Below are 19,361 nucleotides of genomic sequence, written 5' to 3' on the forward strand. Positions count from 1 at the left end.
ATGCGATCGATTGAACGTCCGGGGGCGTCTTACGGCTTGCCCCCACGTCCGGCCCTGCGCTATAGTCCTCCCGCTGTCGCAAAATCGGCAGCCGGGCGTGAGAACCCGAGTTTAATCTTGGCGACAAATGAACACGCGCCACGCGTGTTTTTTTATGTCACAGCCTTAGTGCGCTCATTTTTTGCGCGGTGCATGTTATGCTACCGCAGCAGTCAATCAATGGTGGCTCAGGCGGGGCAGCCTTTGTGCTGGCCGGTTTCCAAGGTTGCCGGTTTCTCACCCCCGTCTGGGCTACCACCCTTGCGTGAGAACTTCGGTGGTAGCGGTAATTCGCTAACCTTGGAGGCTGCCGTTATGGCTACGACCCTCACCCCGACTCACCCTACATTCTGCTATTTGTTTGCGGCCGTGCGCCGGTCTGCGCTGACGGCTTCACCGCGTATGGTGCGCACCGTGGCGGATTCTGAGCACAACGCCCGCCGCCTGCTGGCCCGTGATTACGTGTTGTCCTTTGCCGGTCGTCTGCCGGTTAAGGCGGTGGCATGAACACCCTGGCCGACCGCTATTACCGCGACACCCATTACCCTATCCCGCACGCCGATTTTCTGCGTCTTCAGCATGCGCACGCCACTGGCGTGCTGTTCCTCGACCTGCTGGACACCCTCGACCTCGGCGGACATCGCCCCGATGCCGTGCAACAGGCATCGTTTGCCTCGGTTATTGCCCTGCTGACTGACCAGCTCGGCCACGTCGTCAACACCTGTGAATCCCAAATCCTTGCCCGCATGGAGGCCACCGCCGCATGAACACTGCATCCTGTTTACCGATTGAAGTCCGTACCGCCGTTTTCCGCCGCGCCGTGGCGCAAGCCTATCTGGATACCTGCGCCTTTTACCGGGTGAGCCTCGGGTACACGCTGGACGAGCTGCAGATGACGATTGCCCTGCGCCTGGAAGGGCACTTTGTGCGTCAGTACGGCGCAGAGGACGGCATGGACATGGCGTGCACCATGCTGAGCGACATGGTGCAGCCGGACGTTCTGGTGGCCGCGCCGCGCCTGACGGCGCTGGGGCAAAAGATGATGGACGAGCTGTGCTGCGAGCGCTTGTCTGCGGCACAGCACGCCACCGTACACTGAGGAGAAGAGCATGAGCGCCCACTTCGTTTCCCAGACCGTACGCACCGCCACCGGCCACTGGCCGGTGATACTCCCGGCTCTCGGTATCGCCTTGCAGCCGAACGGCAAGCCACAACCGTGTCCGACCTGCGGCGGCAAAGACCGCTTCCGCTTCGACAACCAGGAGGGGCGCGGCACCTGGTTCTGCAATCAGTGCGGGGCCGGTGACGGCCTCAGCCTGGTGGAAAAAGCCTTGTCACTGTCTGCCCGGGCCGCTGCCGAACAGGTGGCTGCCGTGATGGGAGAAAACACCAACGCTCTGCCACCGGCTGCTGAGACCGGCCATGCCTCACAGAAGGACGACGGGCAAGACAAGGCCGAGTCTCAACGCAAGGCCGCGCGACAGGCACAGGCTCTGGTGGCTGCCGCTCAGTGCAAAACCGGCAACGCCTATCTGAGCGCCAAAGGCTGGCCGGAGGCAGAAACCCTGACCTTACAGGGCCAGACGTTGCGTGTCGGCGGTATCACCTTCCAGCCCGGCGACCTGCTGCTGCCGCTGCACAATGCCGGGGGCGAGGTGGTCAACGTGCAGCTGATTAACGCCAGCGGGGACAAGCGCATGCTGGCGGGCGGGCAGGTGAAAGCCGCCTGCCACACCCTCTGCGGCCCGGACAACGCGGTTATCTGGCTCACTGAAGGCTACGCCACCGGCCTCACCGTGCACCGCCTGACCGGTGAAACGGTGTGCGTGGCGCTCAGCGCCAACAACCTGGCGGCCGTGGCGCAGCAACTGCGCAGCCACTACCCGGATGCACGGCTGCTGCTGGCGGCTGATAATGACCGCAGCGGCACCGGGCAGACCCGCGCCGCCGAGGCGGCCACACGCACCGGCGGTATCCCGGCGTTGCCGCCCACGGAAGGCGACTGGAACGACGTCTACTGTCAGCAGGGCGCTGAGTCCACGCGCACCCAGCTCCAGGCGTTCAGCCAGCCGCCGCAGCCCAGCCCGTTCGACACGCTGAGCGATGCAGACCTCAAAGCCATGAGCGCCAGCGAGAAAGCTGAGCTGCTGGCCGAACACTACGGCAACACCCTGGCGGTGCCGCCGGTGGGGGAAGAGCTGTGCCGCTATACGCGTGGCGCCTGGCAGGTGCTGCCGCACCGGCAACTGAGCCGGGAGATTGCCGCGCTGTTCCAGAAGGTTCGCGCGCCGTTCTCCGCCTCCGGTATCAACAGCATCCTGGACACCCTCAAGCTGATGGTGCCGCAGATGGGCGACCCGGCCCGCCGGTTGATAGGCTTTCGTAACGGCGTCTTTGATACCGTCAGCGGGCAGTTCGGCGCCCACCGGCAAGAACACTGGCTGCGCACCGTCAACAGCGTGGACTACACCCCGCCGCGCGCCGGGGAGAACCTGGCCGACCATGCGCCGCACTTCTGGCAGTGGCTGACGCGAGCCGCCGGGGGCAATCACGACAAGCAGGAGCGTATCCTCGCGGCACTCTTTATGGTGCTGGCCAACCGCTACGACTGGCAGCTGTTTCTTGAAGTAACCGGCCCCGGCGGTAGCGGCAAGAGCGTAATGGCGGCCATCGCCCGACTGTTGGCTGGGGCGGACAACACCACCTCCGCCACCATCGACAACTTGGAGTCGGCGCGCGAGCGGGCCAGCGTGGTCGGCTACTCGCTGATTATCCTGCCTGACCAGGAGAAGTGGAGTGGTGACGGGGCGGGTATCAAGGCCATCACCGGCGGCGATGCGGTCGCCATCGACCCGAAATATCGCGACGCCTACGCGGCGCACATTCCGGCGGTGATTTTGGCGGTGAACAACAACCCGATGCAGTTCAGTGACCGCAGCGGCGGCATCTCGCGCCGTCGCGTTATTCTGCCGTTCCCGGAGGCTATCGCCCCCGAGGAGCGCGACCTGCTGCTGCTGGCGAAGATCACCGAAGAGCTGGCGGTTATCGTGCGTCACCTGATGCAGCGCTTCGCCAACCCGAATGACGCCCGCGTACTGCTTCAGGCGCAGCAGAGTTCGGCGGAAGCCCTGGAAATCAAACGGCATGCCGATCCGCTGGTTGATTTTTGTGGTTACTTGACGGTGCTGGGCACCCCGGAAGGGATGATGATCGGCAATGCTAACATCACCCCGCCGAATCCGCGCCGCTACCTGTATCACGCCTACCTGTCGTTTATGGCGGCACGGGGTTATCAGCACGTGATGAACCTGACGGCGTTCGGCCAGGCAGTGCCGCAAACGCTGAAAGAGTATGAGCATACGCTGCTCAAACGCCGCACCAAGCAGGGAATACAGACCAACCTGATATTGAGTGACGAGTGCGAAGCGGACTGGCTGCCTAAGTGCGGGGCGGTGTGACGATGAGCGGGTCGATCGGCCGAGCCGATCAATAGGCCATTATTGATCTGCCGAACCCATTGGACGCTCAATCGCCACGCCGCCTATAGTGGAATTGACCCAAACACATGCAGCAACACCAGGGCATCCTATCGGCCGCTGAACGGCCAATATCATAACGACAAGCGCTCCCCAAACCGGCTCAGGCCGGTTTTTTTGTGTCTGCGATTCAGACTATTCACTCAGTAGGTGGGTAGTGGTGCGTACTGAAATGGGAACAGCACACCTATCAATGCATTGAAAGAAAAGGAGAGAACTAAAAGGTGTATAAGGTGAACAATGCTCCTATCCCTTCTCAAACCCAGTAAAATCATAATGTAATTAAGAGAGCTGAAGCTAAAATTGGAGCTAAGCGAATATAAGTGCGTATGAATTTCTTTTCGCTGGGGATTTTATGCACGTATGCGTCAATGATGGATATACGTTGTGCCGAGCCATAGATGCGCGTTTGATATAAAACCAGGGTATAGCCCCTATCATACGCTGTATGGCGAACGATAGAAGAACGTCGTTGATTGTATAATTATGGAAAATTTATTCGTTCAAAAATAAAGGATGTTGTCTTACTGAGCGTTTTTGGCTAATGAATTGGCTAAAATAATAATAGGCCATTGAATTTCTCATCACAAACATGCGCTGATTAATCACATCCTATTTTTCTTCATCGCTGACAACATATTGTAACTTCGTTACGTCCTCGATTTTATTTCCCATTGTTTGTAAATTTTACAAGCACTGTTTTAGCCGATATCCAAATGTCCTCACGTGGCTTATTCATTTTGCGAAACATCGTAGGGGAAACGCCATAGTGGTTTTTAAAGATGCGACAGAAAGCCTGCTGTTCCAGATAACCATATTCAAGTGCAATGTCTATGATCTTCCTGTCTGTAGATAAAATCATTTTCGCCGCCTCTGTCATTTTTCTTGACCTGATATAAGACTTCATCGATATACCGGCCAAAGCGCAGAACTTACGTTGAACATACCATCTGGAATATCCAGTTTTATCAATCAGGTTGATGATGTTTACCGGTTGCTTGAGATGCATTTCCAACAGATTGATAACGCTATTAATAAATATTCTAGACTGTTCAATTTTGCTCATTTCCATTGCATCGACTCCCGATATCTTCACCTGTTGGCGTTATTGAAATCTCGATTATTGCTTAACTTTGTCAAGATGTTATCAATTTCTGTTTTTTTTATTTTCAGGTTAATGCTACTCCGTAGGTAACTATTTGAATTTCAATGTTATTGCCTCGCTTTTTTGTCGGGCTGATTTTGAATGAAGTCATGCTGACTTTATTTTTAATCGCCCGATATGTACTATCGTCGTTTTTTGTTTATTCTTTAAATAAAAAAGTGCTAAACTTTATTATATTGTTTTTACTTGGTTAGCGTGACTGAATAGCAGGTTAATATATGGAAGAAAAAAGAATTTTAATCATCGAGGACGATATGCATGCTGCAGAAGTCCTGGAAGCTTATCTAAAAAGAGAGTGCTTTGCCGTTGCTAAGGTAGGGGATGGTGTTAAAGGGCTTGAGATGGTTTTTTCCTGGCAACCTGATTTGGTTTTATTAGACGTCATGCTGCCGGGAATAAATGGCAATGAAATATTGGCACGTGTGCGTAGAAAGAGTGATGTGCCTGTCATCATGGTGACGGCAATCGGCGAGATTCAGGATAAGATCTCCTCGTTGAGGCACGGCGTTGATGATTACATCGTGAAACCTTACAACCCGGGCGAGGTTGTTGCTCGGGTTCATGCCGTGCTGAGAAGAGCGACTGCATTAAATATAAAATCCGAACTTATTATTTGTGGCCCGGTACAACTTGATGAAGAGGCGATGTTGGTTCACGTTTGCCCCGCCGAAAACATTAAAATTGCAGTTGATCTCACACCGACTGAGTTCTTGCTGTTATCTGTGCTAATGCGTGCGCCTAAAAGAGCGTTTTCCCGCCAAACATTGTTAAATATGTGTTTGCCGGAAAGTGATGCATTTGAGCGGGTTGTCGATACGCATATTTATAATTTGCGCAAAAAGCTCAACTCGGTAGGGGTAGATGATGTACTGCTTACCGTTAGAGCGATGGGCTACAGGTATTGGAATAAATGAATAAGAAAAGCAAAAGAGTTTCGCTTTGGAAGTGGATTTGCGTGAGGGTAATTTCTCAATCTGTCGGGGTGATTGTTATTATTGCACTCTGTATGTGGTTGCGCTATGCCATTTATAGCACCTGGGTTTTATATCATGAAATGCCGGCGGATGTCCGAAAGGAATTCCTGCACTTGCTTAATAATCCCAATGAAGATTTGTACAGGTTTTATAGCCTTTTTCACTATTGGTATGGCATTGACTTTGCTAATCCGTCGATCACGTCGGGGGATTGGATTATGCTGGCTATTTTGGTTGTTGTCGCTATACCTCTCATGGTCTTACTGGGGCTCTATATGTCGCGGCCATTGGCGAAGCAATTTTCCTATTTGGTCACTGCCGCGAGAAAAGTCGCCGAGGGGGATTTCTCTGTGCAAGCAAAATTAGAAGAGAAAGCGCCGGAAGAACTTCTTACTCTAACACACGATTTCAATGAGATGACCAAAAAACTGACTTATTATGAAGGGGAGTTGCGTGCTTCTCATATCGCTATGGCGCATGAATTACGCTCGCCGTTAACGGCTTCAATTGCACGCCTTCAGGGCATTATGGATGGGGTTTTTGAGCCGGACAAGAATCAGTTAGATCTGGTTATGCAGCCCTTGAATAGCCTAAATCGCCTTATTGATGATCTTCAAACGCTGTCATTGTCGCAAGCCGGGGCATTATCATTAGAAAAATACCATGTGAATCTGTGCGATTTGATTCAGGAGCGTTTGCAATGGTTAAAGGCTGAAGCTTCTCAGGGAAACTTCACGATTGAATTTGAATGTCCTGCTCCTGTATTCGTCTACGCCGATCCGTTCCGAATTGGGCAAGTTGTTACGATTCTCATAAAAAATGCAATGCGCTACGCGCATTCCGGCAAGAAACTGACAATCACCGTTAATCATTTTAATAATGAGGCTATCGTCGGTTTTCGCGATTATGGGCCGGGTGTCAGTGAAGCCTTTTTGCCCTTGATGTTCGAACGTTTTTCCCGGGAGGAGAGCTCGCGGTCGAGAAATCTGGGGGGAAGTGGGCTAGGTCTTTCTATCGCCATGGCGATAAGCCGCGAACACGACGGCAGTCTCAGTGCTCAGAATCATCCTGACGGTGGGATGCTATTTCAACTAATTCTTCCAATGAAAATAGAGTCTTGATGATTCCTTGAAAAAACATGGACTAAATCTACACATAAAAAAGGTTTAATTCTTCGACAGACTATCAGGAGAATGTCTTATGTCAGTAGGTTTGTTCAGGTTAATAAGTACGGTCAAGAGTGTGTTTCTATTTCAATATTGGAAACTGTTTATTATTCCCCTGTTCGTTTTTTTGGCGGGATGTGATGATAAAGCAAAGACACAGGAGGTGCCTACACGTTCCGTACGAACGCTTGTCGTCGATAATCCGGTTGGCGGAGTTTTGATAAAGCATACCGGAGAAATTCGCCCCCATGAGGAATCTCAGCTCTCGTTTCGCATTGACGGCCGGATCCTCAGCCGGCCGGTCGATGTGGGGGACAAATTAAAGGCGGGGCAAACGATCGCGACGTTGGAGCCCAGAAATAACGAGAATCAGGTGCGCAGTGCGCAGGCTGAACTGGCCGGTGCCGTTTCTTCAGAGCGCTTGGCTGCGCTCAATTTCAGGAGGCTGCAATCATTGATCAAAACCGGTGCTATCGCGCAGGCTCAGGTTGATGAAGCGAGGGTCAACCTTGAAGTCGCAGCGGCAAGACGCGTCTCTGCTCAATCGAATTTGAAAATCGCTCAGGAGCAGTTGGGTTACACCCGTCTGGTTGCGCCTGCAGATGGCGTAGTGACTTCGGTTAAGCTGAATCCTGGACAAACTGTCAGCGCAGGGCAGGGGGTCGTTACGCTCTCACTCAATCAGGGAGTAGATGCCGTATTTGACGTTCCAGAAGCAATTTTGTACAGCAATCTTTCCGATAATAAAGTCAAGATTGCGCTGCTTTCCGATCCTTCCGTCGTGACTGAGGGCGTGATCCGAGATGTGAATCCACAGGCGGATAAGCAGACGCGGACCTGGCGAGTCAGAGTCTCGCTGCCGAACCCTCCAGAGAAAATGGCTTTGGGTGCGACGGTGCAGGGAAGTATCGTGATCCCGGGGCAGGCTGCGTTTGTTCTGCCGGCGTCTGCGATGACCCGTGATGGCGCGGATCCTGCCGTTTTAATCGTTCAACCGGATACATTAACCTTGGCATTGCGCAAAGTTAACGTTACTCGCTATAGCTCCGAGGACGTGTTTATTGCTGATGGCCTCAAACCTGGCGACAAGGTGGTGATCGCTGGCGTGAGCAAGTTACGGCCTGGGGAGAAAGTGAGTTTGGAGGATAAATTCTGATGAATGCCTCTGAACCCGAGAAGTTTAACCTGTCTGCCTGGGCGCTTGCCAATCAGCAACTGGTTGCCTTTTTTATGTTGGTTATCACCATTGCCGGGGTGATGAGCTATTACAACTTGCCGCGCAACGAGGATCCGGCGTTTACCATTAAAACGGCGGTGGTTTCCGCGAGTTGGCCTGGGGCCTCTGTGGAGGATACCGTCAATTTCGTGACCGATCCGTTGGAGAAGAAACTTCAGGAAGTTCCTTACCTTGATTATTTGGAGAGTTATAGCCGGCCCGGCGAGTCGGTTATTTTTATCTATCTGCGTGATAATACGCCGCCGGAGAAAGTGAAAGAACTGTGGTATACGGTCAGGAAAAAAATAAAGGACGTTTCCCCTCAGCTTCCTGCCGGCGTCAGTTCACCTGCCGTCAACGATGAATTTGATGATACCTACGGCACCATCTATGGCTTTACGCGTGAAGGATTCAGCGAGCGTGAACTGCGCGATCTGGTTGATAAAGTTCGCACGGACGTCTTAACGCTACCGGATGTTGGGAAAGTGAACCTGCTGGGCGTGAAAGAAGAGCAGGTCATCTTATCATTCTCACCGCAGAAAATTGCGGGCATGGGGCTGACGCTCGACCAAATCAAGAGCGCCATCAGCGCGCAAAATGCCGTGACTCCGGCGGGAGAAATCAGAACCGACAAAGATAAAGTCATGTTGAGGGTCAGCGGCGCTTTCGCATCGGAAGAAAGCCTCAAACAGCTGACACTGCATATTCAGGATAAATTCGTTCCTCTGACGGATATTGCGACCATCTCTCGCGAGGCGGTCGATCCGCCGACGCCGGCCTTCAGAGTTAACGGGGAGTCGGCGATTGGCCTGGCCATCTCCATGGCCCCGACCGGCAATATGCTGGATTTCGGCAAAGCGCTTAACGAAAAGATGGATGATATCTCCAGCCGCTTGCCTGCAGGTATCAACGTGCTGAAAGTGGCCGATCAGTCGACGGTGGTGCATGACGCGGTGGGGAGCTTTATGAAAGTGCTCCTTGAGGCGGTTGTCATTGTGTTGGCTGTGTCTTTCTTGTCATTAGGCACTCGTGCCGGGTTAGTGGTTGCAGCATCCATTCCGCTGGTGCTGGCCATGACGTTTATCGGCATGGAAATTGCCGGTATAGGCATACAGCGTATTTCCCTTGGCGCATTAATTATTGCGCTGGGGTTACTGGTCGATGATGCCATGATCACTGTAGAGATCATGATGTCGCGTCTTGAGAAAGGAGACCCAGTCAAAAAGGCGGCGACAAAAGCCTGGACGACGACGGCTTTCCCGATGCTGACCGGCACATTGGTCATGATCGCCGGTTTTATCCCGGTCGGTTTCGCAACATCGAGTGCGGGGGAGTACTGTTATTCTCTGTTCATGGTGGTGCTGATCTCACTCATCAACTCCTGGATTGTTGCCGTACTTTTTTCACCGCTGATAGGCGTGTGGCTTTTACCTAAGGTGATGAAGGAACACGCCCATGGTAAAGGTAAAGTCATGCAAAAGTACGAAAGTGCATTGCGATATATCCTTAAGCGCCGAGGGATGACCGGCATCGTGGCGGTTCTGTTGCTGGCCATTGCTTTTATCGGATCCTCGCACATGGAAGAAGAGTTCTTTCCCGCTTCTGACAGGCCGGAGTTACTCGTCAGTCTGACTCTGCCGAGAAATGCCGTGCAGGAAGATACGGCGAGGGAAGCCATTCGCTTGGAGGAAATCCTCAAGAAGGATCCCGATATTGATCATTTTACGACGTACGTTGGATCGGGTGCCGTGCGGTTTTATTTACCGATGGACCTGTTGCTTGATAACGAAAATATCGCTCAATTGGTCGTGGTCACCAAGGGACTTGAAGAGCGTGACGCCGTGAAGTCCAGGCTTGAAAAAATTCTGCAAAAAGATTTCGGCCATCTTGTTACGCGTGCTTCGCCGTTGGAGCTGGGGCCCCCGGTAGGTTGGCCGTTGAAATATCGCGTTTCCGGCCCGGATCTGACCAAAATCCGTGAGATATCCATGGAGTTGGCGGGGAAATTGGGTGACAACCCGCAGACAAGAGAGGTCAACCTTACTGCGGGAGAACCGCAACGAGAACTCTATATAACGCTTAATCAGACGGAAACGAGGGCCTTGGGATTAAGCTCTCAGGATGTCGCAAGCGCTCTTGCTGAAATGTATTCGGGGTCCGCTGTAACGACGATCAGGGACAGAAACCGCCAGGTTAACGTGGTACTGCGGGCTTCGGAAAATACGCGGAGAGACATTGAAACCGTCGCGGATTTGCAATTAACGACGGCCGATGGGCGCGTTGTGCCATTAAAGCAGATCGCAACGATAGGTTATACGTTGGCTGAGCCTATTCAGTGGCGGCGGCAACGAGAGCCTTTCATTACGGTGCAAACGGATATTGCGCCAGGGCTGAATGCGTCCGGCGTATCCAAGAGTTTGGCGCCTGTTGTCGATGAATTACGCAAAAGTCTGCCACCGGGATATCACATTACCGAGGGGGGAAGCGTCATTGAAGCCATGAAAGGCAACCGTTCAGTATTCGCCGTTCTGCCAGTGACCTTATTGGTGATGCTGATCTTGCTGATGGTGCAGTTGCGTAGTTTCTCACGCATGATGCTGGCGCTGTTGATTGCCCCCTTCGGTTTGATTGGCGTTGTCGCCGCCATGTTACCCACCGGAACGCCAATGGGGTTTGTCGCGATTCTTGGCGTGATTGCGTTGGCGGGGATGATTATCCGCAATGCCGTGATCCTTATTGAAGAAGTGGAAATAAACAGGGCGCAAGGTGCGGATAATACTGAGGCGATCGTCGAGGCGTCACTGCATCGTTCCAGACCGATACTCTTGACGGCTTGTGCAGCAATATTAGGGATGATACCTATCGCGCATCAGGTATTTTGGGGGCCTATGGCCTATGCCATTATTGGTGGGCTATTCGTTGCCACCCTATTTACCCTGACGGTATTGCCGGCTGCCATCAGCGCCGTTCTGCAATGGGAGAAATCTCGATAGAACTTACCTCCCGGAGATAGCTCCGGGGGGACGCTTTAAAAGGAGGTGGAAAGATGTTTGAGTTATTTAAACTTATTGGGCTAGGGTTGGTTTTATTACTGCCGCTGGTAAACCCATTGACCACTGTGGCTCTTTTTCTTGGGCTTTCAGGCGACATGTCTGAACAAGAAAAAAAGAAGCAGTCAGCTATGGCGGCTTTCTATGTCTTTGTGATTATGATGGTTGCATGGTATGCCGGTAAGGCTGTTATTAATACCTTTGGCATATCCATTCCGGGATTACGAATTGCAGGTGGAATGATCGTTGCCTTTATTGGGTTTAACATGCTGTTTCCGCAGGATGTGAATAAGCCTCAAAACGGCGAGAAGGGAAAAACCAAAAATATAGCATTTATCCCCTTGGCAATGCCCAGTACGGCAGGCCCGGGTACCATTGCTATGTTGATCAGTGCCGCGTCGACATTCAGCGCTGAAACATCGCATCTGGATTTGTGGGTCGCCTACACCGCGCCCCCCCTGATTGCGATAGCCATTTCTCTGATTTTATGGGTATCTCTGCGGGCGTCACTGGGTGTTATGAAGCTTGTAGGAACATCTGGAATCGATGCTATTTCCCGAGTGATGGGATTCCTGCTGGTCTGTATGGGGGTTCAGTTTGTTATAAATGGCGTCGTTGAACTCGTCACAATACAATAAACGTGAACGCTTCAGTGTCTGATATGCATGAGGTTGCGCATATCAGACGAGAATAATATCTAAAACCTTATATCTATATCAGTTCTGATAATGCTCTGATGCTCTTGGCTGCCATAACGTTTTTTTCTGCATGGACAACGCTGTGAGCGCCAGCGGTAATGACTGTCGTCATGCTGTTATTTTTTATCAAAAAGTTCCCAAGTAAGATGGGAACTTTTTTTACTTTTTCTTTTATTCTGGTGCGTCGTCAACAGGCCTAATCCCGAATCTGATCCCATCACCATAAGCCGTCACCGGTGCATTATGGCTGTTGATTGCCATTTTAGGGGGACAACACCTTGGCGATAGCCTGGGCTTCCTGCTGCCATCCCTGCGCCAGGGTGCGCACCAGGGCATCATAGCCGTCTTCACCCTGTTTCAATTCCAGGCTGAAAGGCCGTTTGATCAGGCGCCCCTGGCGATTCAGCACCCACTCGCCGCGAATGATCGCCTTGCCGTCAAAACGGCCGTGGAAGCCGCTGATGGTGACGTTCAGCACATCCTGATCGCTGCTCATCGGCTGCGAAGAGACCACCCAACCTGGCAGCGCGCTGCTCAGGTTGGTGACCAGCGTTTGCTGCAGCTGCTGGTCGAGCGGGCTGGCCCACAGGTTGTTCTGGGCTATTACATACTGCACGTCGTTGGTTTGATACACCACGCCGCTCTGCGCCAGATAATCCGCCACGCTCACATGCTCCAGCCACAGCTGGCGCGTGGAAGCGCCGCTGCTGCTGGCAACGGCCGGCGCACCCAGCGCCGGCAACTGGTAGTAGGTCTTCTGTGGCGAACTGCTGCAGGCGCTGAGCAACAACGCCAGGGCTACCGGGATCCATTTCATCATTTCGTGGCCTTCTTCGGCTGAGGGTCAGTGCTGCCGGCGGCTTCAAACACCAGCGCGTTGCTCTTCTCATTCAGGGTGCGCAGCACCGGTTGCAGCTCACGCAACACCTGGTCGAGGCGCTGCATATCGCCCACCATCTTGTTGTAAGCCGGTGAACCAGGCTGGAACCCTTTCATGCTGCGGTTCAGCTCCAGCAGCGTTTTCTGCATGTCCTGCGGCAGCGCCTGCATCTCTTTGCTGGCGATGATGTCGTTCAGCGACTTCATGGTCTGCTGCGTCGACTTCATGGTTTTCTGACTTTCCGCCAGCGTCTTGGTCGCTTCGTTGATCATCGGATTGATCGGCATCGAATTAATCTTATCCAACGTCTGCATCAGTTTCTGCTGGATCTGCGCCAGACCGCCGCTGGTGGTCGGCATCAGCGGATAACCGAACAGCTCGCGCGGCCCTTTCCACGGTTTCTCCTGCGGATAGAAGTCGAGATCGATATACAGCGAACCGGTCAGCAGGTTGGCGGACTTCATCGAGGCGCGTAAGCCACGCGATTCCGCGTCTTTCAGGTGCCCTTCAATATCGACATTGTCCCCCAGCTGTTTATGAAGCCGATCCGGCTCAATGCGGATCAGCACCGGAATGCGGTAATCGTTATCCAGACGCTGCGCCATGCCCTCTTTATAGAACGGCACCTGCGCCACCGTACCCAGACGGATGCCGCGGAACTCGACCGGCGCGCCCGGCTGCAGGCCGCGTACCGAATCGGAGAAGAACAGCAGGTAGTCCTTATGCACGGTATACAGCGAATCCTGCGTGCTGCTCTGGTTGTCGAACAGCTGGTACTCCGCCTTCTCTTTAGCCTGTTCGCCACGATCCCAACCGTCCGGCACGTCGAAACTGACGCCGCCGCTGAACAGCGTGGTCAACGAGCCCATCTCCACCCGCATGCCCTGCGCCGACATGTCAAACGCCACGCCGCTGTCTTTCCAGAAGCGCACGTTGGTGGTGACCAACTGATCGTAAGGTGCGGTGATGAACAGCTGATAGCGCATGGCGCGCGCTTTCGGATCGAAGTAGCTGGTCTCCACCGACCCGACGCGGTAGCCGCGGAACAGCACCGGATCGCCGGCATTGAGCTGGCCCGATTTCTCGCTGTCCAGTACGATGCGCAGCCCTTTGGCGTCCGGAGAGGCCAGCGGCGGCGCATCGAGCAGCTGATAGTTGTCTTTCCCGTCTTTGCCCTTGCTGCCCGGCTGCAGTTCGATATAAGCGCCAGACAGCAGCGTGCCCAGCCCGGAGACGCCTTCACGGCCGATCTGCGGCTTCACCACCCAAAAGGCGGAGTCCTGACGCAGCAATTTCTCCATGCCGGAATTGAGGCGCGCCTGTACCATCACCTTGCTCAGATCGTCGCTCAGCGTGACGGTTTCCACCACGCCGACGTCCACGCTGCGGCTTTTGATTTTGGTTTTACCCGCTTCCAGCCCTTCCGCCGTCGTGGTGACCAGCGTCACCACCGGCCCCTGATGGCTGAAGTGGTAAAACAGGATCCAGGCGCCGATCAGCGCGGTCACGATGGGAATGATCCACACCGGCGACCAGCGTTTGATCTTCTCAACGTCTGCGACGCTATGATTATTTTCCGTCACCTTGCGGCTCCTTGTTGATTGTTTCACTTGCGCGATCCCAGGTCAGCCGGGGATCAAATGTCATGGCGGCGAACATGGTGAGGATCACCACCAGCGCGAACAGCACGGCGCCCGTCGCAGGATAAATGCTCATCAACTGCCCCATTCGCACCAGCGCCGACAATACGGCGATCACAAATACGTCGATCATTGACCAGCGACCAACGAACTCGACCACTTCATAAATCAGGTGCATCCGCTCGCTGTCGGCACGCGGTTTCTTCCTGCCGTTGGCATCCCAGCACAGCCAACCGATCGCCAGCATTTTCAGCGACGGCACCATGATACTGGCGATGAAAATCACCATCGCCACCGGGTAAGAACCGTCCCCCCACAGCAGGATCACCCCTGCCATGATGGTGGAATTCATCTTGTTCCCCAGCGCCTCGGTCACCATGATCGGCATCAGGTTGGCCGGTATATACAGCATGACAGAGGTCACCAGCAGCGCCAGCGTCCACTGCAGGCTGTGGCGGCGGCGCACATAGCCGGGGGTGTGGCAACGTGGGCAGCGCACCTGGTTGGCCGGCAGGATCGCCGTGCAGCACGCGCAGGAGCGCACGCCCTGGCGCATGCCGGTACGCCCCGCCGTCAGCGGGCGGTCGAGGCGCGGCGCCGGTTCGATGTCCTGCCACAGCCAACGCCTGTCCACGCACTGGAAAGCGCGCACCTGCAGCAGGCAGAACAGGCAATAGGGCACGAAGCTGCTGCCGATGCCGATGTCGCCGTAGGCCATCAGCTTGACGAAGCTGACCAGCACACCGGCGAGGAAAATCTCCACCATGCACCAGGTCTTGAACTGGAACAGCACCCGGGCCATCCACGCTTTGAGCCCCAGCGGCAAGCGCACTTTGGCGCACAGCAGAACGATCGCCACCATGCAGAACGCCGGGATCAGCTGCACGAACATCATAAACAGCGTGGCCATGCTGGCGTAGTCTTCCGCCACCATGACTTCCGGGATTTGGATCAGTCGGATTTCGTTGCCGAGGCCGGCAACGCGCATGTTGATAAACGGGAAAATGTTGGCCAGCACCAGCATGAACAAGGCGCTGAGCGCGTAACCGATCGGCCGCTTGCGCGGCTCGTCCCAGCGGGTAGTGAGCGTGGTTTTGCAGCGCGGGCATACCGCTTTGCTGCCATAGGCCAGCGGCGGCAGCGCCACCAGCATGTCGCACTGCGGGCAGAGCGTCTTATTCTGTGACGACGCGTCGATGTGCAGTAGTGCTGGCCGACTGAAGGATGGCAACTGGTTTTCCCTGTAATTGGGGGGCAACGTACGGGGTATTTGACTCAAAAAACTGTCCCAAGAATGTTCATGATAGTTTTATTATGCAATTTTCGCGCAGAGGTTAGTCGTATTAAGCGTGCGAACTTGCTCTGCAATATCATCTATGATTTGAAAACGTCGGCGATACTCCGCGCGTTTTTTGCTGGGAATATGCTCCAAAGATTTTCTTTCAAACGTCAAGGGCAGTTGCCAGCACCAGGCATTTTGTTTTATCCCGCCTATCAATGACCAGAAATCGTCGTAACTTGCATGTAAATGCCGGCCTTTGCTCAGTCGATAGCGCAATGAGCGAAAAACGTGTCCATTATCACTGACGCCATAAATGGCGCGCACCGCCGTGAGTTCAGCGAAGCGGCTGATAAACTCCATCAAAACACGTTTGGGGAAAATACCCGACAGAGCACGCGTAGCTTCTTTGATGGTCTCGTGCGGTACGTGCCGTCCAGGGCCTTGCAGACCACCAATGATGAAATGCCATTCAGCCCCTTCGGACACGGCCGAAAAGGTCACGCTGGCGAGTAACACATTATTGTCACCACGCAGCCATAGCGTTGACTCACCTTCTCGTTCTGCCTTGTGCGCACAAGAGGCAGAAATGGTAAAACGCGCCTCTTCTCTGCCGGTGAATTCCGCCAAAATCGTTTCTTCTTGTGATATCAGCGCATTGGACAGCATTTTGTTGTTGAGGGAAGACACATATCGGTAATGGCTGACAATAGCCGATGCGCGTTGTTTGGCATTAAGGTTGCGCATCAGGTATTGCCTGTGCGTTTTACAAGGGAATGTGTTTTGATGATATAATATCGATTTTAAATCATTCTGTTGAGTTAAAATGGATAGTGCCTTTTTAGTCGGTGAATAGTATAAAATAAGTCGAAGTAAGAACTTTGCACGGAAGCTCTTCTTCCTCCAGACAGGGCCTGGGACAATCTGTCCCGAGAGTAATTCGTAGATAATGTTTTTTTTCAAGATTCATATCCTGCAAGCACTATTCTTTGACTTTTGCATGTTTATTGATTGGCGGTTTTTATGCCATTCTAATAGATGATTGTTAATTTATTGTCTGCTATTTATCAAGGTTTGATGGAGAAGGTGTTTTTAACGCTAACGGCATGTAATTGTTGTGCATTTTATAATGTGTTGATGTTTTTTTCTTCATGTGGCGTCATAAGTATGGCTATTGATGTTTGCTCTTTGAAATACAGTGCTCTGAACATTGTTGACATAATTAACCCCGGGGGGGGTAACTTTCTCACTCAGAATATTATTAAAATCAGAATATAATAATGCGTTTTAGAGTGAAGTAGAGGCTGTTGGGATATGTTTTTTCAGGGTGGTAACGATTTTATCGTTAAGCTGCCTAATGAATTAACGAGGTTCGATTGCGGAAATCGGTGCCGTTGACTGATTATTATAGTGAAGGGTGCTAGTAATATCCCGGGTTGTTAATAATGGAATCGAACTTTAATTATTAAGTGAAAATAAAGAGATTGGCAAGATGATTTTATAAGTAAGTGTGGCGATATGGAATTTATCTTGGATAGGTCGCTGTTTTATATGAGGGGCAGTTCTGAAACTGGGGTGAAATGATATGTATTGTGATTATTAAATTAAACCTTTTTTATTCTAATGTGTGTAGAGCGCGCTGTTTCTATGCAAATGTTTTCGTACGCTAGAGATGTTTGTAAAACAAGAGGGGCATCTATTTTTATTCAGTGTCTTCTTGGTTTTTTACGCAGAATATGAGTTGGCGTAATTTTTTAAAATTCAATTGCTTATTTTCATGCTGTCTAGGGGGCGAATTATAAAGGGCGAGCATTGATGCCTTAACTGACGAAAATGTGCTCATCATAGAGCTGAAATATCGGGCCGCCTACGTGGATCCATATCCCGTCGGTGATACTGGCGGTTAATAAAAACCTGATGTAATTCAGTGACCGGTAGTATATCGCATTGCAACCTGTACCACGTCTACCTGTCGTTTACGGCTGCAAGGGGGTATCAGCAAGTGATGAACCTGACGGCGTTCGGCTAGGCGGTGCCGCAGACGCTGAAAGAGTACGAACACACGTTGCTGAAACGCCGCACCAAGCACGGAATACAAACCAACCTGATATTGAGTGAGGAATGTGAGGCGGACTGGCTGCCGAAGTGTGGTGCAGTGTGACAATGAGCAAGTCGATCGGCCGGGCCGATCAATAGGCCGTTATTGATCTGCCGAACCCATTGGACGCTCAATCGCCGCGCCGCCTATAGTGGCAGTGACCCGAATACATGCAGCAACACCAGGGCATCCTATCGGCTGCTGAATGGCCAATATCATAACGACAAGTCCTCCCCAAACCGGCTCAGGCCGGTTTTTTTGTGCCTGTGATTCAGGCTGTTCACCCTGTAGGTGAACAGAGGTGTACACCGAGAAGGTAGCTATACACCCATCAATGCATTGAAATAAAAGGATAAAATCAAAAGGTGTATAGGGTGAACAGTTTTCCTATAAATCTTTTTTTAATATGATGAGCGCTGGGCTAGTGCTAATTGCTTATAATTTATTCTATGTATTGTGCACCATTTTATTGTGTATAGGTATATGTATAGACTTCTGTTTTGTGATTATAAAAATCGTTTTAAAACAGTTGATTACTTTCTTTGTTTCGCTCCTATTATCGGCACCATTTCAAGTTTCACTGCCTTCCTTGTAAAAATACGCAGCACTGGCGTCTGCAACGCTTGCGGTTGATATTTCTGCTTATCGCGACGTGGCAATGCGCTGCAAGGTATAATAAAAACGTGTTTGTTTAATCATTCACACAACCAGCAAGCGTCGTAAGCAGAATAATACGTTGCTACGGTTGAACCTCACCGTCTTTTCTTATCTGGGAAAAGACATTATCGCCAATGTTAAATCACTGGCTTATTTATAAAGTGAGGTTGTTATGTGTGGATGTTTGATTTCAAGAACGAAGGACTTTAACTTTAATGGTCAACGTTATAGGGTTTTTATTGCTCATGACAAGCAAGCGCATGGCGATTTAAAAGCGCTTTACTTTCTCGATGCCAATACTCAATTCTCCAAGCTGACCGAACGCCATCAGAGTAGAAACAACGACAATATTCTTTATGTGGGCATCGGCTATCAGGATGGGGTGGATATACTAAAAGCAAGAACCCGCGACTATACGGTTCCCTCTGATGATAAAGAGTTTATTGACGGTGGCGGAGCGCCGGCATTTTATCAGTTTATCACCGCATGCGTTAAGCCCTGGGTTGAGTCACGCTACTCAATCAATACAGACAAACAAACGCTGGCAGGTCATTCACATGGCGGGCATTTTGTACTTTATACGCTGTTGAACCATCCTGACGCGTTTCAAAATTATCTGGCGGCCAGTCCATCGATCTGGTGGGGGAATGGGGCGTTGCTTCCTGATGGCAAGTTAACAATCGCTGAAAGCGTTAATAAAATAACCCTGATGATTGGCGAGTATGAAGAAAAGGTTCATCCGCAAAGTAATGAAACTGAAAGAGGGCGGGTGACCAGAATTAATGCAACACCCAAATTGCGAGTCAGGCATCTGGCAAAAAAACTGATCGAAGATGAGCAACGCTGTGATTTTATTTTCTGCTCAGGGCGTCGTCACCAAGGGGTCATCAAGGATTATGCACTGATGGCGAATGCGATTGCGGCGCATAATACTCAACGTGATGGGCTTTAGCGTTGTGATAT

The 19,361-nt window shown here is 52.0% G+C and carries 15 protein-coding genes and 2 pseudogenes; 12 read left to right on the forward strand and 5 right to left on the reverse strand.

Going from position 1 to position 19,361, the window contains the following annotated elements; all coding sequences use genetic code 11:
• The 5 genes and pseudogenes from CPH57_RS24810 to CPH57_RS01130 all read left to right on the forward strand — a co-directional run.
• Window positions 1–330, forward strand: a pseudogene (locus tag CPH57_RS24810) (ash family protein); the annotation flags it as partial.
• Between the two features lie 24 nt (window positions 331–354).
• A complete protein-coding gene (locus CPH57_RS24815) occupies window positions 355–546 on the forward strand; it encodes a host cell division inhibitor Icd-like protein (protein WP_241487063.1) in 192 nt (63 codons plus the stop codon).
• Window positions 543–806, forward strand: a complete 264-nt coding sequence (locus tag CPH57_RS01120) for a hypothetical protein (RefSeq protein WP_033635645.1) — start codon at window positions 543–545, stop codon at window positions 804–806. The genes CPH57_RS24815 and CPH57_RS01120 overlap by 4 nt, the downstream gene beginning before the upstream one ends.
• The gene (locus CPH57_RS01125; RefSeq protein WP_016928971.1) at window positions 803–1,138 is read left to right on the forward strand and encodes a DUF5375 family protein; all 336 of its coding nucleotides are present in this window, start codon (window positions 803–805) and stop codon (window positions 1,136–1,138) included. The genes CPH57_RS01120 and CPH57_RS01125 overlap by 4 nt, the downstream gene beginning before the upstream one ends.
• Before the next feature lie 10 nt (window positions 1,139–1,148).
• The gene (locus CPH57_RS01130; protein WP_096241924.1) at window positions 1,149–3,497 is read left to right on the forward strand and encodes a primase-helicase zinc-binding domain-containing protein; all 2,349 of its coding nucleotides are present in this window, start codon (window positions 1,149–1,151) and stop codon (window positions 3,495–3,497) included.
• Between the two features lie 742 nt (window positions 3,498–4,239).
• Here the strand turns inward: CPH57_RS01130 and CPH57_RS01135 are convergent.
• On the reverse strand, window positions 4,240–4,647 hold the full coding sequence (locus tag CPH57_RS01135) for a helix-turn-helix domain-containing protein (RefSeq protein WP_046897666.1): 408 nt from the start codon (window positions 4,645–4,647) through the stop codon (window positions 4,240–4,242).
• 311 nt (window positions 4,648–4,958) lie between these two features.
• Here CPH57_RS01135 and CPH57_RS01140 point away from each other — a divergent pair, with 311 nt between their 5' ends.
• From CPH57_RS01140 to CPH57_RS01160, 5 genes are all read left to right on the forward strand, one after another.
• Window positions 4,959–5,654, forward strand: coding sequence for a response regulator transcription factor (locus tag CPH57_RS01140; protein WP_033645090.1), 696 nt, complete (start codon window positions 4,959–4,961; stop codon window positions 5,652–5,654).
• Window positions 5,651–6,835, forward strand: a complete 1,185-nt coding sequence (locus CPH57_RS01145) for a cell wall metabolism sensor histidine kinase WalK (protein WP_033645089.1) — start codon at window positions 5,651–5,653, stop codon at window positions 6,833–6,835. The genes CPH57_RS01140 and CPH57_RS01145 overlap by 4 nt, the downstream gene beginning before the upstream one ends.
• 79 nt (window positions 6,836–6,914) lie before the next feature.
• Window positions 6,915–8,036, forward strand: a complete 1,122-nt coding sequence (locus tag CPH57_RS01150) for an efflux RND transporter periplasmic adaptor subunit (protein ID WP_049243198.1) — start codon at window positions 6,915–6,917, stop codon at window positions 8,034–8,036.
• Window positions 8,036–11,089 (forward strand): efflux RND transporter permease subunit, encoded by a 3,054-nt coding sequence (locus CPH57_RS01155; protein WP_049243196.1) that lies wholly within the window; start codon window positions 8,036–8,038, stop codon window positions 11,087–11,089. The genes CPH57_RS01150 and CPH57_RS01155 overlap by 1 nt, the downstream gene beginning before the upstream one ends.
• A 53-nt stretch (window positions 11,090–11,142) precedes the next feature.
• Window positions 11,143–11,784, forward strand: a complete 642-nt coding sequence (locus CPH57_RS01160) for a MarC family NAAT transporter (RefSeq protein ID WP_033645085.1) — start codon at window positions 11,143–11,145, stop codon at window positions 11,782–11,784.
• Window positions 11,785–12,106: 322 nt separating this feature from the next.
• Here CPH57_RS01160 and pqiC read toward each other — a convergent pair whose 3' ends face one another.
• From pqiC to CPH57_RS01180, 4 genes are all read right to left on the reverse strand, one after another.
• Window positions 12,107–12,664 (reverse strand): membrane integrity-associated transporter subunit PqiC, encoded by a 558-nt coding sequence (gene pqiC, locus CPH57_RS01165; protein WP_049243192.1) that lies wholly within the window; start codon window positions 12,662–12,664, stop codon window positions 12,107–12,109.
• Window positions 12,661–14,307: an intermembrane transport protein PqiB gene (gene pqiB, locus CPH57_RS01170; protein WP_096241925.1), complete on the reverse strand. Its 1,647-nt coding sequence runs from the start codon at window positions 14,305–14,307 to the stop codon at window positions 12,661–12,663. The genes pqiC and pqiB overlap by 4 nt, the downstream gene beginning before the upstream one ends.
• Window positions 14,294–15,517 carry a membrane integrity-associated transporter subunit PqiA gene (gene pqiA / locus CPH57_RS01175; protein ID WP_231922829.1) on the reverse strand — a complete coding sequence of 408 codons (1,224 nt, stop codon included), beginning with the start codon at window positions 15,515–15,517 and terminating at the stop codon, window positions 14,294–14,296. Before pqiA ends, pqiB begins: the two co-directional genes overlap by 14 nt.
• A gap of 159 nt (window positions 15,518–15,676) precedes the next feature.
• Window positions 15,677–16,606 (reverse strand): VirK/YbjX family protein, encoded by a 930-nt coding sequence (locus CPH57_RS01180; protein ID WP_049243204.1) that lies wholly within the window; start codon window positions 16,604–16,606, stop codon window positions 15,677–15,679.
• A gap of 991 nt (window positions 16,607–17,597) precedes the next feature.
• Here CPH57_RS01180 and CPH57_RS24820 point away from each other — a divergent pair.
• Window positions 17,598–17,804, forward strand: a pseudogene (locus CPH57_RS24820) (winged helix-turn-helix domain-containing protein); the annotation flags it as partial.
• A gap of 766 nt (window positions 17,805–18,570) precedes the next feature.
• Entirely contained in the window at window positions 18,571–19,350 is a 780-nt protein-coding gene (locus tag CPH57_RS01190) for an alpha/beta hydrolase (RefSeq protein WP_089196618.1), read from the forward strand.
• The last annotated feature ends 11 nt before the right edge of the window (window positions 19,351–19,361 follow it).

It is taken from the genome of Serratia sp. JKS000199 (assembly GCF_900215455.1).
Lineage (GTDB): Bacteria > Pseudomonadota > Gammaproteobacteria > Enterobacterales > Enterobacteriaceae > Serratia > Serratia ureilytica.